At 68.1% G+C, this 14,648-nt stretch carries 13 protein-coding genes; 10 read left to right on the plus strand and 3 right to left on the minus strand.

All coding sequences use genetic code 11. The features are described from left to right. Positions 1-63: 63 nt before the first annotated feature. The 4 genes from ACQCSZ_RS17860 (at position 64) to ACQCSZ_RS17875 (ending at position 5,298) form a co-directional block, all read left to right on the plus strand. Entirely contained in the window at positions 64-1,305 is a 1,242-nt protein-coding gene (locus ACQCSZ_RS17860; RefSeq protein WP_427005025.1) for a glycoside hydrolase family 76 protein, read from the plus strand. A gap of 167 nt (positions 1,306-1,472) precedes the next feature. Next, positions 1,473-2,528, plus strand: a complete 1,056-nt coding sequence (locus ACQCSZ_RS17865) for an iron ABC transporter substrate-binding protein (RefSeq protein WP_427005026.1) — start codon at positions 1,473-1,475, stop codon at positions 2,526-2,528. Between the two features lie 5 nt (positions 2,529-2,533). After that, entirely contained in the window at positions 2,534-4,126 is a 1,593-nt protein-coding gene (locus tag ACQCSZ_RS17870) for an ABC transporter permease (protein WP_427005027.1), read from the plus strand. Further along, complete coding sequence (locus tag ACQCSZ_RS17875; protein ID WP_427005028.1) at positions 4,123-5,298, plus strand: ABC transporter ATP-binding protein; 1,176 nt, start codon at positions 4,123-4,125, stop codon at positions 5,296-5,298. Before ACQCSZ_RS17870 ends, ACQCSZ_RS17875 begins: the two co-directional genes overlap by 4 nt. An 81-nt stretch (positions 5,299-5,379) precedes the next feature. Here ACQCSZ_RS17875 and ACQCSZ_RS17880 read toward each other — a convergent pair whose 3' ends face one another. Then, on the minus strand, positions 5,380-5,979 hold the full coding sequence (locus ACQCSZ_RS17880; RefSeq protein ID WP_427005029.1) for a YdeI/OmpD-associated family protein: 600 nt from the start codon (positions 5,977-5,979) through the stop codon (positions 5,380-5,382). Positions 5,980-6,065: 86 nt separating this feature from the next. Between ACQCSZ_RS17880 and ACQCSZ_RS17885 the strand changes: the two genes are divergently transcribed. The 6 genes from ACQCSZ_RS17885 to ACQCSZ_RS17910 all read left to right on the plus strand — a co-directional run bounded on the left by ACQCSZ_RS17885 (position 6,066) and on the right by ACQCSZ_RS17910 (position 11,940). After that, positions 6,066-6,824, plus strand: coding sequence for a VOC family protein (locus ACQCSZ_RS17885; protein ID WP_427005030.1), 759 nt, complete (start codon positions 6,066-6,068; stop codon positions 6,822-6,824). A 43-nt stretch (positions 6,825-6,867) separates the two neighbouring features. Further along, on the plus strand, positions 6,868-7,407 hold the full coding sequence (locus ACQCSZ_RS17890; protein ID WP_427005031.1) for an NUDIX hydrolase family protein: 540 nt from the start codon (positions 6,868-6,870) through the stop codon (positions 7,405-7,407). 116 nt (positions 7,408-7,523) lie between these two features. Further along, positions 7,524-8,630: a DUF6707 family protein gene (locus ACQCSZ_RS17895; RefSeq protein ID WP_427005032.1), complete on the plus strand. Its 1,107-nt coding sequence runs from the start codon at positions 7,524-7,526 to the stop codon at positions 8,628-8,630. Positions 8,631-8,727: 97 nt separating this feature from the next. Continuing rightward, positions 8,728-9,453 (plus strand): SRPBCC domain-containing protein, encoded by a 726-nt coding sequence (locus ACQCSZ_RS17900; protein ID WP_427005033.1) that lies wholly within the window; start codon positions 8,728-8,730, stop codon positions 9,451-9,453. A gap of 32 nt (positions 9,454-9,485) precedes the next feature. After that, entirely contained in the window at positions 9,486-10,784 is a 1,299-nt protein-coding gene (gene tgt / locus ACQCSZ_RS17905) for a tRNA guanosine(34) transglycosylase Tgt (protein ID WP_427005034.1), read from the plus strand. A 220-nt stretch (positions 10,785-11,004) separates the two neighbouring features. After that, positions 11,005-11,940, plus strand: a complete 936-nt coding sequence (locus tag ACQCSZ_RS17910; RefSeq protein WP_427005035.1) for a type IV toxin-antitoxin system AbiEi family antitoxin domain-containing protein — start codon at positions 11,005-11,007, stop codon at positions 11,938-11,940. Positions 11,941-12,042: 102 nt separating this feature from the next. Here ACQCSZ_RS17910 and ACQCSZ_RS17915 read toward each other — a convergent pair whose 3' ends face one another. Continuing rightward, positions 12,043-12,756 carry a queuosine precursor transporter gene (locus tag ACQCSZ_RS17915; RefSeq protein ID WP_427005036.1) on the minus strand — a complete coding sequence of 238 codons (714 nt, stop codon included), beginning with the start codon at positions 12,754-12,756 and terminating at the stop codon, positions 12,043-12,045. Between the two features lie 247 nt (positions 12,757-13,003). Then, positions 13,004-14,419 (minus strand): MFS transporter, encoded by a 1,416-nt coding sequence (locus tag ACQCSZ_RS17920; protein ID WP_427005037.1) that lies wholly within the window; start codon positions 14,417-14,419, stop codon positions 13,004-13,006. Positions 14,420-14,648: the final 229 nt, after the last annotated feature.

Consider the following 14,648-nt stretch of genomic DNA (forward strand, 5'->3'; position numbering starts at 1 on the left):
GCGGGCGTCCCGCACCTTCCCAAAGATCCCGCTCCGGATGCGCCCCGCCACTAGGCTGGAGCCATGACGCCCGCGGACGCCGCCACCAACCCGGACTGGTCCTTCCGCGCCGACGAGGCAGCCCGCGCGGTGACCAGGCTTTTCGGGCAGCGGCTGTTCTTCCTGCCGGGGACCCACATCGCCGCGACCACCCGGCCCTCCAGCCGGTTGAAGAACCTGGCCCGGCCCTGGCACTACTGGTGGCAGGCGCACTACCTGGACTGCCTCGTCGACGCCGCGCGGCGGGAGCGTCGCGGCGAGGTCCGCCCAGGAGCCAAATTCGACGGGAAGAACCGGCCGGGAGCCGGGAAGCTGGCTTCCCGGCTGCTCGCCGGCATCCGGCTGCGCAACTTCCTGACGGTCGTCAACAGCTACTACGACGACATGGCCTGGCTGGCCCTCGCCACCCTGCGGCTGGAGAAACTTGCCGAGGACGCCGGGCAGCCGGGCAGCCGACGCAACGCCCGGGTCCTGCAGAGCCTGACCCGGCAGTTCGACGCCGCCGCCACCGACGATCTGGGCGGCGGGACATTCTGGAGCAAGAAGCGGGATTTCAAGAACACGCCCGCCACCGCCCCCATCGCGCTCTACTACGCCCGGACCGGCCACGCGGCCAAGGCCCAGGCCCTGCTGGACTGGCTCGATGCCCGGCTCTTTGACCCGGACCAGGGCATGTACCGGGACGGGCTGCGGATCGTCAGCACCGGGGAGGTGCTGCTGGAAAGCGCCATCTACACCTACAACCAGGGCCCCGTCCTCGGCGCCCTGCTGGAAGTCGGCGGCGCGGCAAACCTCGAGCGGGCCTCCTCCCTCGTCGCAGCGGTGGCGCGCAGCCTCACCCTGGCGGCCCCGCCGGCGGGGCACTGCGCTACGGTGCTGCGCTGTGAGGGAACGGGCGACGGCGGCCTCTTCACCGGGATCCTCGTCCGGTATCTGGCGCTCGCGGCCGTGGACGAGCGGCTGCCGGCCGGGACCCGGGCCGCGGCCGCCCGGCTCGTGACGGACACCGCAGAGGCCTTCTGGGAAGGCCGCCGCATCCTTCCGGCCAAGGATCCGCTCGCCCGCCGCGGCGCCCGCGCCGGCAGCCGCCGTAGCGCCCGCGCTGGCGGCGGCGTGGTGTTCTCCAGCCGTCCCGAGCTGCCGGCGCGCCGCAGCTATCCGCCGGGCGCCGCCGTCGAACTGTCCACCCAGCTCCAGGCCTGGATGGTGCTGGAGGCGGCCGCGGCCATTGCCGGGACTGTGGCCGCTACCACAGCGGGGAATTAGGTCACGCAATAGTTTCGTAATTGATGTGATCCTGATCACTTAAGAGGCGATCGGCTTGGTTGCTTAGGTTTGGCTAACCTACAGTTTTGCCTAGTGAGCATGCCCTAACTTCCCCGCTCACGGGGGGCTAGGGAACCAGAGACCTCTTCCTTGCAGAAAGTAGCCCCATGAAGATCCGCACCAACGCGCTGGCCGGCATCGCCCTCGCCGCCACCGCCGCACTCGGCCTGGCAGCCTGTGGCTCCTCCGCCACCCCCGCAGCCACCGGCTCCGCCTCCGCCGGTTCCAAGGCATCCGGCGAAATCACGGTCTACAACGCCCAGCACGAGGAACTGACCCAGGATTGGGTTGATGCCTTCACCAAGGAGACCGGCATCAAGGTCACCGTCCGTAACGGCGAAGACCCCGAAATGGCGAACCAGATCATCCAGGAAGGCGCCGCGTCGCCGGCCGACGTCTTCCTCACGGAGAACTCCCCTGCCATGGCACAGGTCGAGAACGCCGGGCTCTTCGCGGACGTCGACAAGGCCACGGTTGACCAGGTCCCGGCCGCCTACCGTCCCTCCACGAACAAGTGGACCGGCATCGCCGCCCGCTCCACGGTGTTGGTCTACAACAAGTCCAAGCTCACTGAGGACAAGCTGCCCAAATCCCTGCTGGACCTGGCCAAGCCGGAGTGGAAGGGCAAGTGGGCTGCTGCCCCGACAGGCGCCGACTTCCAGGCCATCGTTTCCGCGCTGCTCGAGCTCAAGGGCGAAGCCGCCACCGACGAGTGGCTCAAGAGCATGAAAGACAACGCCAAGACCTACAACGGCAACAGCTCCGCGATGAAAGCCGTCAACGCCGGTGAAGTGGACACCGCACTGATCTACCACTACTACTACTTCGGTGACCAGGCGAAGACCGGCGAGAACTCCAAGAACATCGGTCAGTTCTACTTCAAGAACCAGGATCCGGGCGCCTTCGTGTCCCTCTCCGGCGGCGGCGTCCTGAAGTCCTCCAAGAACGCGGCGGCGGCCCAGGCCTTCCTTAAGTTCCTTACCGGCAAGACGGGCCAGGAGGTCCTCCAGAAGGGCACCTCCTACGAGTACGCCATCGCTTCCGACGTCCCGGCGAATGACAAGCTCGTACCGTTGAAGGAGCTTCAGGCGCCCACCGTCGATCCTGCCAAGCTCAACTCCGCCAAGGTCACCGAGCTGATGACCAAGGCAGGACTGCTGTAACCATAGTGACAACCAAGCTGGCGTCTCCCGGAACTTCAGGGGGCACGACGACGGCGGGCAGGGGCAAGCGCCCCCGCCCGCCTTTCGGCGTTTCTGTTGTCGCGATCCTGGCGGTCCTGATCGCCTTGTTCTCGCTGATCCCGCTGGGCTACGTCGGCGTCATGACGGCCGCCACCGGCTGGGACACCGCCGTCGCCCTGATCTTCCGGCCGCGCGTCGGCGAACTCCTGCTGAACACGGTGCTGCTGGTGGTGGTCACCGTACCGCTCTGCCTCGTGCTCGGCGTGGGCGGCGCCTGGCTCGTGGAGCGCACCCACCTCAAGGGCCACAAATGGTGGGCCGTGCTCCTCGCCGCCCCCTTGGCCATCCCGGCCTTCGTCAACAGCTACGCCTGGGTTTCCGCGGTGCCCTCCCTCGCGGGTCTCGGCTCCGGCGTCCTGATCGCCACCCTGTCCTACTTCCCGCTCGTGTATATCCCGGCAGCCGCAACGCTCAGCCGGCTGGACCCGGCCATAGAGCAGTCCGCCGCATCCCTCGGGCTCGGTGCCTGGCGTGCCTTCTTCCGCGTGGTGCTGCCCCAGCTGCGCATTGCCATGACAGGCGGCGCCCTGCTGGTATCCCTGCACCTGCTGGCCGAGTACGGCGCCTTCGCGATGATCCGCTTCGACACCTTCACCACCGCGATCATGGTGCAGTACCGGTCCACTTTTAACGGGACGGCCGGGAACATGCTGGCCAGCGTGCTCGTCTTCATCTGCCTCATCCTGCTGCTCGTGGAAGTCCGCAGCCGCGGCAGCGCCCGCTACGCCAGGGTGGGCTCCGGCGCCCAGGGCCGCGCCCTGCGGCTGCCGCTGCACGCCTACCAGCTCCCCGCCCAGCTGTTCCTGCTGGCCCTCACCGCGCTGGCCTTCGGGCTTCCGCTGTCCTTCGTGCTGCGCTGGATCATTGCCGGCGGCCCGGGGATCTGGGCCGCGGATGAATTCCTGCCGGCACTCCTGCAGACCCTCGGCTACGGCCTGGGCGGGGCCGCGGCCACGACCGTGATCGCATTCCCGATGGCGTACCTGGCCGTGCGGCATCCCAGCTGGTTCAGCAAGGCCCTGGAACTGTCCAACTATGTCACCAGCTCCATGCCGGGGATCGTGGTGGGCCTGGCCTTCGTGACCGTGAGCATCCGGCTGGTGCCCGGCATATACCAGACCTCCGGGCTCCTGATCGCGGCCTACGTGCTGCTGTTCCTGCCGCGGGCGCTGGTCAATATCCGTTCCGGCCTGTCCCAGGCGCCCAAGGAGCTCGATGAGGCCGCCCAGGTGCTCGGCAAGCCTCCCCTGATGTCCTTCATCCGGGTGACGCTGCGCCTCACGGCCCCCGCCGCTGCGGGCGGGGCGGCGCTGGTGTTCCTCGGAATCGTCAACGAGCTCACGGCGACCCTGCTGCTCTCCCCCAACGGGACCCGGACCCTCGCCACCGAGTTCTGGAGCAAGAGCAGCGCGATCGACTACGCCGGCGCCGCCCCGTACGCCCTGCTGATGATCCTGATCTCGGCACCGATGACCTACCTCCTTTTCCAGCAGTCCAAGAAAGCAGCGGGACAGTGACCGATTATTCCCCTTCGCGGCTCCCGGAGCCCCGGATCGCCGCGTCCGTGGCCACCAGCACCAACAACCACCTGGAGATCGAGGCGGTCACCAAGAACTTCGGCTCCCAGGCCGTGCTCAAGGGCGTCAACCTTTCGGTGGCCCAGGGCGGAACGACGGCGATCGTCGGACCGTCCGGCTCCGGCAAGACCACGCTGCTGCGGCTGATTGCCGGCTTCGAGCACCCCGACACCGGCGGCATTTGCCTCAACGGGAACAAGGTGGCGGGCGACGGCGCCTGGGTCCCCGCGCACAAGCGCCACGTCGGCTACGTGGCGCAGGACGGGGCCCTGTTCCCGCACCTGACCGTCGGCCAGAACGTCTCCTTCGGACTCGACGCCTCAAGCCTCCCGGGCAGGCACCGGGGCATCAAGGCCCGCGTCAGCGAACTGCTGGACATGGTCTCCCTGGACCCGGCCATGGCCAAACGGCGTCCGCATGAGCTCTCCGGCGGCCAGCAGCAGCGCGTAGCCCTGGCCCGCGCCCTGGCCCGCGAGCCCGAACTCATGCTGCTGGATGAACCCTTCTCCGCCCTCGACGCAGGCCTCCGCGTGGCCACCCGGCGGGCCGTCGGCAAGGTACTGAAAGACGCCGGCGTGACCACGATCCTGGTGACGCACGACCAGGGTGAGGCCTTGTCCTTCGCCGACCAGGTCGCCGTCATGCGGGACGGGAAACTCGCGCAGATCGGCAACCCCTTCATCGTCTACACGCGCCCGGCGGACCGAGCCACCGCGGAGTTCCTGGGCGACGCCGTCATCCTCGACGCCTGGATGGAAGGCTCCCTGGCCACCTGCTCGCTGGGCGGCATCCCGGTGCGCCGGCCACCCTCCCAGGGCCGGGTCCAGCTGATGCTGCGTCCCGAGCAGATCCGGATCGCCGAGGACGGACCCATCCGCGGCACGGTCGTGGACACCGACTACTTCGGTCCGGAGACCACGGTGCGGCTCAAGCTCAACGTTCCGCCGGTCCTCGCCGAGGGTGCCGTGGCCGACCACCGCTACCCCGGCGGCGGCGAGGTCATCACCATCCGGCACTGGAACGCCTCGATCACCCGCCCGGGCACCGAGCTCTGCCTGCGCGTGGTGGGCGAGGCCGTGGCCTTCCCCATGGAGGACCTGGCCCCGGAATGAGCAGCAGGGCCGCCCCGCGCGGCGCGCCCGGTTTAAGGGCGCTGCGCGGCCGGCAGGGCTCCTGGTCCCAGGGTGCTGCGTTCAGGACGCCGGGGGCTGTCTGGCCTGCGGGTACGGGGTCTCGTGCCGGGCCAGCATCGCCACGAACCCGGCGATCTTCCGCTCTCGGGTCGAGGCCTGCTTGACCGCGTTGGTCCGGTAGATCAGGGCGTAGCGGTTCACGGAGCTCAGCACGTCGAACATGGCCTGCGCGCGGGGCTCGGCGGCGATGGCCGCGGCGAGGTCCGCGGGAACTTCCGCCGTCGCCGCCCCCGGATAGGCGGCTTCCCAGCGCCCGTCCGCCTTCGCGCTCTCGACGGCGGCGCGGCCGGCAGCGGTCATCCTCCCGGCAGCCTCGAGACGCTCTGCCCGGTCCACGTTCCGCGCGGACCACCTGCTCTTCGGGCCCCGGCGGGTCATCCGCTGGAAGGAGCTCCCCTCGTCCCGGCGCCTGCCCTGGCCGTCGATCCAGCCGAAACAGAGGGCCTCCGCCAGGGCCGCCTCGTAATCCAGCTCCGTCACCGAGCCGCCCTTCTTATGCAGGACCAGCCACACGCCGGGACTCTCCGCGTGGTGCGCCTGCAGCCACGCGCGCCACCCGGCGGCGTCCTTCACCAACAGTTCCTCAAGCTCAGCAGCCATGCCTTCATTTTCCACGAGGCTGCCCGGAACCGCGGCTTTGGTGGCACCATAGCCCTAAGAGCCCGAACCCGTCCCGAGGAGCAACGATGCTGCGTGCCAGGCCTGTCCACTTCACCTCCCGGCCGGACCAGTGGGAGCGGCTCCTCACCGATCTGGGCCTGGTGAAGAGCGTAGACGGTACCGAATGGCGGGAGTTCGACGCCGGCGCCGGCCGCCTGGCCCTGCACCTGGCCGCGGCCGGTTCCGCCGAGGACGGCACCACCGCCTTCGGCGTCGAAGTGGGCGACCTCGCGGAGTTCGCCCGCCGCACCAACCAGGCCGGTGTGGAAACGGGAAATGCGCCGGCCGAGCTCATCCGGGCGGACCACGGCGATTCCTGCCGCATCACCGGCGAGGACGGCTTCACCTTCCTGGCCGACACGGCCGCGAAGGCCGCCGCGGCCGACAAGGCCGCCCCCGGGGCCGGCAGCGCGGACGCTGACCCGGCGCTCGCCGTCGTCGAGGTCTGGTTCACCGAGGATGCCGCCGCCGCCGCCGCTACGCTGCGGAGCATCGGCGCCAGGTTCCGGCCCGTCCCCGACGCCGACGAGACGGCTGACTTCACCGCCAAGAACGGCGGGGTGCTGATGGTGCGCCCGGGTTCCGGCCCGGCGCGGGCCGGGCTGGGCTTCGAGTACGGCGGCGATCTGGACGCCCTGCGGGGCCGGCTCACCGCGGCGGGGCATGACGTGACCCTGGTCGAAGAGGCGTTCGGCCGTTCCCTGCATGTGCCAAGTCCTGATGCGGAAGGAGTTGCGGCCCATCATCCGGCGCTCTGGATCGCCTCGGCCCGGGGGCCCGCCTGAGTGTGACAACGTCGGACCTGCGGGGATGGGGTAGAACTTAACCATGAACGTTCGCACTCCCGACCCGAATCCCGGCTGGCTCTCCGACGACGACTTGTTTGAGGCGCGCGGCCGGCTGCCCATGGTCTACGTTGAGGCCGTTCCGGTCCGGCTGGATCCGCTCGGGTTCGTGAACGAGGTCGGCACCCTGCTGCAGGCCGACCAGGACGGCACCATGGTCCGCTCCCTGGTGTCCGGCCGGGTGTTGTACCGCGAGACCATCCGCGCGGCGCTGCTGCGCCATATGGAGAAGGACCTCGGCCCGCTGGCCTTCCCGCAACTGCCGATCAGCCCGGTGCCGTTCACCGTGGCCGAATACTTCCCGGCCCCGTCCCAGACGGGCTTCACCGATGACCGGCAGCACGCCGTGTCCCTGGCGTACATCATCCCGGTCACGGGTGAATGCTCCCCGCGCCAGGATGCCCTCGAGCTGACCTGGATGACCCCGCAGGAAGTCATGAGCCCGGACGTGCAGCTTGAATTCAACGGAGGCCGCGGCGCACTCATCCGCCAGGCGCTGGCGTTCGCGGGCGTCGGCAACTAGGCCCCTCGGGGGCCCAGTGGAGGCCCCGGGACGCCCGGGGCAATACGTGCGTCCCAGCTTCACGCCGCCGCCTTTGTAGACTGTTGGGCGGACCGCAAGAAATTTAAGGACTCCAGATGACCCACCCCCCAGCCTCCCGGAACTACATAGAACAGCAGGCTGGATCTCTGCAGGGCGGCGACCACCTGCTCCTGCCCGACGGAGACCGCTCCGCCGAAATCGAGCGCGTGGACGTCGAAACCGACGATTTCGGCTCGCCCGCCATGGTGCTGGCGACGCTAACCGGCGGCGGCATGCTCCGGATCGCGGCGGCGTCCACGGTCCTGCTCACGGTGGACGGGCCGGACATGGAAACCCCGGACGGCGGCACTGTGGCCGGCCCTTCCGACGACGCCGTCCCCCCGCTGCAGTCCGGCCGGCTCCTTCCGCCGGAGGACCCTGCCGAGGAGGACTCTGCCGGGGAGGAGAGCGGCGTGGATGACAGCGCCGCCGCGGAGCCCACCGACGCCGCAAGCGGCGTGGCGGACAGCGGCGCCGCCGCGGCTCCCGCCGTCGTCGTTCCTCCGCTTCCTGCCGGACCGCCTGCCGTGAGCGGCCCCAGCGACCAGGACCTGGCCCTCATCCCGGCGCCCGACGGCACGCCGGAATCGGTCGTTGAGGCCGTGGCCGAGGCCCACCCCCGCGCCGAGGGCGTGCTGCTGCTCAGCGAACGGCTGACCAAGGGCATCAACACCAAATCCGGCAGTTGCCTCAAGGACCTCAGCGATCTGGCCTACGAATTGTTCATCACCCTCAAGGACGCAGAAAACGCCCTGGCCGTCGCGGACCTGCTCAATGTCCTGCCGTTCGACGGCAACCCGGGCCGCTGGGCCTCGGTCGAGGCGTCGCTGGCGCTCTCCAGCTACATCTGCCGCCAGCTGGGGCAGGAGGAACGCGCCGCCGTCTACGAGAGGTTCCTCCGCACCCCGGAGGCCATGGAAACCGACCCGTTCAAGGCCAGGATCAGCGCCAAGGTGCGCCAGCGTTCGCTCAACGAACCGAACCTCTATGACAAGGAAATCTTCCGCTCGATCGACAACTCGAATCCGGCTGCGGAACGGGACTGGCGCCTGCTGCGGCTCCAGTCGCTGCTGTTCCTGCGGGCCCACGGCGGCTCGGAAACCATCGGCGCGCACGAACTGGACCGCCGGATCGGCAACGAACTCGAGTCGGTCCGCTCCTGACGCGGGCCACTGCGGCACAGGGCGGCGGGCCAGGCTGCGGACTGCTGATTGCGGCCCGGCCCTACCCCGCCGGGGCCCGGCGTTGTAGATTCAGGCCATGACGAACAATCTGAGCGTTGTGATCAACTCCGACGCGCAGCAGGTTTGGACGATGCTGCGCGAACCCGCCAAAGTGGCCCAGTGGCACGGCTGGGAGACCGATGACCTGGCCGCCGAGATCAACCAGATCTATTTCAGCCCCAAGGTGGTCGAAGACGCGGACCACACGTCCCTGGTGGTCAACGGCGGGGACATCTTCACCCTGAAACCGGTCCCCACGGGCACGGAAGTCAGTGTCACCCGGGCCGCGATCGACCACAATTCCGAGTGGGCGGCCTGGGACGAGGACATCACCCAAGGCTGGCTGACCTTCCTCCAGCAGCTGCGCTTCGCACTCGAACGCCACCCCCACGGGAAGCGCAGGACCTCCTTCTTCGCCGTGCCCGGGGGCGAAGATTCGGCCATCGAGAAGCTCGGGCTCAGCAACGTCCCGGCTCCCGGGGAACCCTACGACCTCACCCTGGCCACCGGCGAGGAGGTCTCCGGCAGGGTGTGGTTCCGCAGCAACCACCAGGTGGGCCTGACCGTCCACAACTACGCCGAGCACGGCGAAGGCCTCGTGATCGTGGCGGACCAGCCCACCATCCCGGAGATCCGGCCCGACGGCGGTTCCCTCGTGATCGTCTCCACCTACGACCTCGGCGCCCATCAGCTCGAGGCAGTCCGCGGCCACTGGGACAAGTGGCGGGCTGAGAACTACCCCACATCCGACCCGCCGCGCTAAGGCTTCCCGGTGATAGCTGGCAGACTTGAACGGTGCCAGCCAATCCCGTCTCCGATCCTTTGCCCCCCGCGCCGGCCCGGCAGTCCGAATTCTCCTTCCGCGTGGGCAAGCTCCTGAGCGAAAGCTGCGCGCCGTCGGCCGGGCAGCTTGCCGCCAACGGCGGGGAATTCCTGGGCCGGACGGGCACCATCACCACCCCGCACGGCGAGATCCGGACGCCGGCGTTCATCGCGGTCGGCACCAAGGCCACGGTCAAATCCGTGCTGCCCGAGTCCATCGCCGAGCTCGGGGCGCAGGCCGTGCTGGCCAACGCCTACCACCTGTACCTGCAGCCGGGCGCGGAGATCCTGGACGAGGCCGGCGGCCTGGGTGCCTTCATGAACTGGCCCGGGCCCACCTTCACGGACTCCGGCGGGTTCCAGGTGATGAGCCTGGGCTCGGGGTTCAAGAAGGTCATCGACATGAAATCGGTGGACAATTCCGGACCCGACGACGCCGTGGCCCCGGGCAAGGAGCGGCTGGCGCACGTGGACGAGGACGGCGTCTGGTTCAAGAGCCACCTCAACGGGGACCGGCACCGCTTCAGCCCCGAGATCTCCATGCGGGTCCAGCACCAGATCGGCGCGGACATCATGTTCGCCTTCGACGAGCTGACCACGCTGCAGAACTCCCGCGGGTACCAGGAGGAGTCCCTGGAGCGCACCCGGCGCTGGGCCGAGCGCTGCCTCACCGAACACTTCCGGCTGACGTCCGGGCGCGCGGGGAAGCCGTACCAGGCCCTGTTCGGCGTGATCCAGGGGGCACAGTACGAGGACCTGCGCCGCAAGGCCTGCCGGGACCTCGGCGCGATGAACTTCGACGGCTACGGCATCGGCGGGGCGCTGGAGAAGGAAAACCTGGGCACGATCGTGCGCTGGTGCAACGAGGAACTCCCGCAGAACAAGCCGCGGCACCTGCTGGGCATCTCCGAGCCGGACGACATCTTCACGGCCATCGAGAACGGCGCCGACACCTTCGACTGCGTCTCCCCCACGCGGGTGGCCCGCAACTCCGCGTTCTACACGCCCACGGGCCGGTACAACCTCTCCGGCGCCAGGTACAAGCGCGACTTCGGCCCGCTGCAGGAAGGCTGCGACTGCTACGCCTGCCTGAATTACTCGCGGGCCTACATCCACCACCTGTTCAAGGCCAAGGAAATGGTCTCGGCCACGCTGATCTCGATCCACAACGAGCGCGTCGTGGTGAAGATGGTCGACGACGCCCGGCAGGCCATCGAGGCCGGCAACTTCTTCGAGTTCAAGGCCGAAACCCTGGGCCGGTACTACTCCTAGGTCGCCGCGCGCCGGGGGCCGGGCCGCCGACCACCGCCGGTCCCGCCGGTCCGCCGGTCCCGCCGGTCCGCCGGTCCGCCGGTCCGCCGTCGAAATCGCCGGAATGCGGCTGGGTCGCCGGAGCGTTCGGGCGACCCAGAACCGTTCCGGCGACCCGGGGTTTTCCACATAACGACGGCGGCGCCTACCGGTTGTTCCGTGCCCGGCAGAATCTGGGTGGATGACCCAGATTCAGGCACCTCTCCCACAACTTCCGGAAACCGGAAACCTCTGGCGGACCGACCAGCTCCACGAGAAAGGGCTCAATTCGCGGGCAATCCGGCTGTTATTGAGCCAGGGCAAGCTGGTCCGGCTGCGATACGGCTGCTACCTCCGGGCTGCATTGTGGGACAAGCAGTTCGCCACGATCCGCAGCAAGCAGTTGATCCACGCGCATGCCCACGGAACTCTTACGACGTCGACGGGAGACTTCGTCTACAGCCACACCTCGGCCGCCCGGCTGCACGGCCTGTTCCTCTGGAATGTGGACGATCTGATCCACATCTTGCTTCGGGTCCGTCCTTCCAGCGAGCGCTTGGGCAAGGATGTCCGCGGGCACACCCGGCCGTACACGGAGGCGGACGTCCAGACCATTGGCAAGCTCCGGGGCAGGACGCTGGAGCGGACAGTGGTGGACTGCGCCATGATGCTCAGCTACCGGCAGGCACTGGTGATCATGGACCATGGGCTCAGGCTTGGTGCGGACCGTGCCTTGATGGAAGCCATGGCGGACAGTTTGGCGGGTCGCCGCGGCATCAGGAATCTTCGCATGGCCATGATCAACGCCGATCCGAGATCCGAGTCGGCCGGTGAAACGCTCACCCGCGAACTTATCGCACGGCTGAATCTCCCCACGCCCGAGGCGCAGGTTGAGGTGCACAGCCCGGCCGGCCGGCACCGCCTGGACTTTGCCTGGAAGGAGAAAAAGGTGGCGCTCGAGTTCGACGGCAGGGTCAAATACTTCGACTACCAGCCAACAGACGAGGTGATCTACCAGGAGCGGCGCAGGGAGAAAGCCCTCACCGAAGATGGCTGGCGCTTCGTTCGGGTGGAATGGAAGGACTTGTTCCGCGAACAAGAGTTCAAAAACCGGATCCTGGCCGCACACCGGCGTTAGCCGTCCTCGCCGGGGCCGTCGTCGTCGTCGAGATCGCCGGAACGGTGCCGGGTCGCCCGAGCGTTCGGGCGACCCTGAACCGTTCCGGCGACCCCGGCGCAGCTACGGAGTGGCGGCGGTCACCGCCCCGTAGCTCGGTTCGCGCTTCTTGATCCAGCCGATCACCAGCGACGTCAGCGGCACAAAGAGGAACTCCACGCCGGTCTTGTAGACGAAGCCGACGAGCACATAGTTCACGAACATGCCGACGTCGCTGATCCCGATCACGGACGCGGCGATGCTGCAGAAGATCAGGGTGTCCACGAACTCGCCGGCGACGGAGGACCCCATGATGCGGGCCCACAGGGATTTCTCCCCGGTACGGGCCTTCATCCTCACCAGGATCCAGGAGTTGATCGTCTGCCCGGCCAGGAATGCCAGCAGCGAGGCCAGCACGATCTGCGGGACGGGGCCCAGCGCGCCTTCCAGCGCCGCCTGCTTGGCGGCGCCGAAGTCGTCGTCGAAGCCCGGCAGCGCGATGATGATCCAGTAGCAGAGCGAGGCGAAGACGGACAGGGCGAAGGTGGTGAAGATGGCCTTGCGTGCCACCTTGAAGCCGTAGACCTCGCTGATGACGTCGCCCAGGATGTAGGCCAGCGGGAAGAGGAAGAAGCCTCCATCGGTGATGATCGGGCCGATGGCCACCCCCTTGGCAGCACCGATGTTGGACAGGATCAGCACCACGGCCATGACGGCCAGCATGATGCCGAAGTACGGGGAACCGATCGAGGCGAACTTCGGCGGCGCTGCGGCCGGGAAAGTCTTGGCGGAAGTCATGGGTGTTCCATTCAGAGTGGTTCGCTCGGCCGCCCGGATCCTCGTGGAGGACGACGCAGGGCAGCCGGCTATATTAGCACTGGATGGCTCCGGGCAGGATGACTGCCGGAACCGCCCTCCATTCTCTCACCCCGGAGGCCGGGGCGTCCCAAGCGTTAACGACGACGGCGGGCCGCCGGCTGCCGGAACCGAAGTCCCGTAGCCGGCCACCCGCCGTCGTCCTCCCCGCGGCCTGTGGCGCGCGAGGCTAGGCGTCGATAAGATCCTTGCCGTCGTCCTTGCGGCCGGGGCCCGTGCCGGCGGAAGCCGCAGCAGGCTCCCAGGCGTGGCCCTGTTCGTGGTCCAGGTGCGTGGACTTCTTGTTCTTCAGCGCGAAGATGTACACCACCAGCGAGACGGCGATGGCCACGGTGACGTAGGTGAAGAACAGGTCCACCTGGCCTGCCTTCTGCAGCGCCGCACCGATCAGCGGAACGGTGCCGCCGAAGAGCGAGTTGCCGATCGCGTAGCCCAGGCCCACGCCCAGGGCGCGGATGGAGGCCGGGAACAGCTCGGCCTTCACGAGGGCGTTGATCGAGGTGTAGCCGCCGACGATCAGCAGGCCGCCCATCATGAGCAGGAACGCCGTGAACGGGTCCTTGGTCCCGGACAGCGCGGAGAGCAGCGGCCAGGTGAACAGGACGCCGGTGATGCCGAACCAGAGCAGCAGCGGTTTGCGGCCGACCTTGTCCGAGATGATGCCGTAGACCGGCTGGAGCAGCATGAAGATCAGCAGCGCCCAGAAGTTGATGACCGAGGTGTCGGTCTTGGCGATGCCGGAGGTGTCATTCATGAACTTCAGGATGAAGTTGGTGTACGTGTAGAAGGCAACAGTGCCGCCGAGCGTCACGCCGATGCAGATCATCAGGGGCTTGAAGTGCTTGGTGAGCAGCAGCTTCATGGTGCCCGGCCGGGCTTCGCCGGCCGCGGCCGGGGCGTTGGCGGCCTCGACCTGTTCGGCCGACAGGGTCTCTTCCATCGAGCGCCGCAGCCACAGGACCACGAGGGCGGCGACGCCGCCGATCGCGAACGGGATGCGCCAGCCCCACTCGGTCAGGATTCCCTTGTCCATGGTGTTCTGCAGGATGACGAGGACCAGCAGGGCCAGCATCTGGCCGCCGATCAGCGTGACGTACTGGAAGCTGGAGAAGAAGCCGCGGCGCTTGGACGTGGCGGCCTCGGACATGTAGGTGGCGCTGGTGCCGTATTCGCCGCCCACGGAGAAGCCCTGGATCACGCGGATGATGACCAGCAGGATCATGGCCCAGATCCCGATGACGTCCTGGGTGGGCAGCACGGCGATGGCGAAGGAGCCGGCGGACATCATCGTCACGCTCAGGGTCAGCGCGGCCTTGCGTCCCTTCCGGTCGGCGTAGCGGCCGAAGAACCAGGCGCCGATCGGGCGCATCAGGAACGACGTCGAGAAGACGGCCATCGCCTCCAGGCCGGCCTGGAGCTCGTCCTTGGAGTTGAAGAAGTGCGACTGGAAATACGCGGCGAACACCGTGTAGACGTAGAGGTCGTACCACTCGACGAGGTTGCCGGCAGAGCCTTTGAGGATGTTGCCTACGGCCTTGCGGGTCTGCGCTGCCTCAGTCTGGGGCGTGGCTTGCATGGTGCTCATCAGTGAACCTTCCTTGGCGGCGCCGCCACGGGTAACCGTTCCGCGCGTGCTTTCGTGCTGTCCATGGCAACATTGCCCATGGTTCCTCCTCGACGTTGTCAGTCCCCTGAAAACCCGAGGACCCTATCCAAACTATGCGTGATCCACGGCACAACCACTGTCCGTGGGGATTTCCTAACACTTCCTTAGGTTTCGCCCTCCCGTGGATTCCGGCTCCCTGCGGATTCCG

It is taken from the genome of Pseudarthrobacter sp. H2 (assembly GCF_050157045.1).
Classification (GTDB): domain Bacteria; phylum Actinomycetota; class Actinomycetes; order Actinomycetales; family Micrococcaceae; genus Arthrobacter.

Coding starts and splice junctions, on each gene's coding strand:
- ACQCSZ_RS17860 (WP_427005025.1), top strand. CDS start 64: ATGACGCCCGCGGACGCCGCCACCAACCCGGACTGGTCCTTCCGCGCC.
- ACQCSZ_RS17865 (WP_427005026.1), top strand. CDS start 1,473: ATGAAGATCCGCACCAACGCGCTGGCCGGCATCGCCCTCGCCGCCACC.
- ACQCSZ_RS17880 (WP_427005029.1), bottom strand. CDS start 5,979: ATGGCTGCTGAGCTTGAGGAACTGTTGGTGAAGGACGCCGCCGGGTGG.
- ACQCSZ_RS17885 (WP_427005030.1), top strand. CDS start 6,066: ATGCTGCGTGCCAGGCCTGTCCACTTCACCTCCCGGCCGGACCAGTGG.
- ACQCSZ_RS17890 (WP_427005031.1), top strand. CDS start 6,868: ATGAACGTTCGCACTCCCGACCCGAATCCCGGCTGGCTCTCCGACGAC.
- ACQCSZ_RS17895 (WP_427005032.1), top strand. CDS start 7,524: ATGACCCACCCCCCAGCCTCCCGGAACTACATAGAACAGCAGGCTGGA.
- ACQCSZ_RS17900 (WP_427005033.1), top strand. CDS start 8,728: ATGACGAACAATCTGAGCGTTGTGATCAACTCCGACGCGCAGCAGGTT.
- ACQCSZ_RS17910 (WP_427005035.1), top strand. CDS start 11,005: ATGACCCAGATTCAGGCACCTCTCCCACAACTTCCGGAAACCGGAAAC.
- ACQCSZ_RS17915 (WP_427005036.1), bottom strand. CDS start 12,756: ATGACTTCCGCCAAGACTTTCCCGGCCGCAGCGCCGCCGAAGTTCGCC.
- ACQCSZ_RS17920 (WP_427005037.1), bottom strand. CDS start 14,419: ATGAGCACCATGCAAGCCACGCCCCAGACTGAGGCAGCGCAGACCCGC.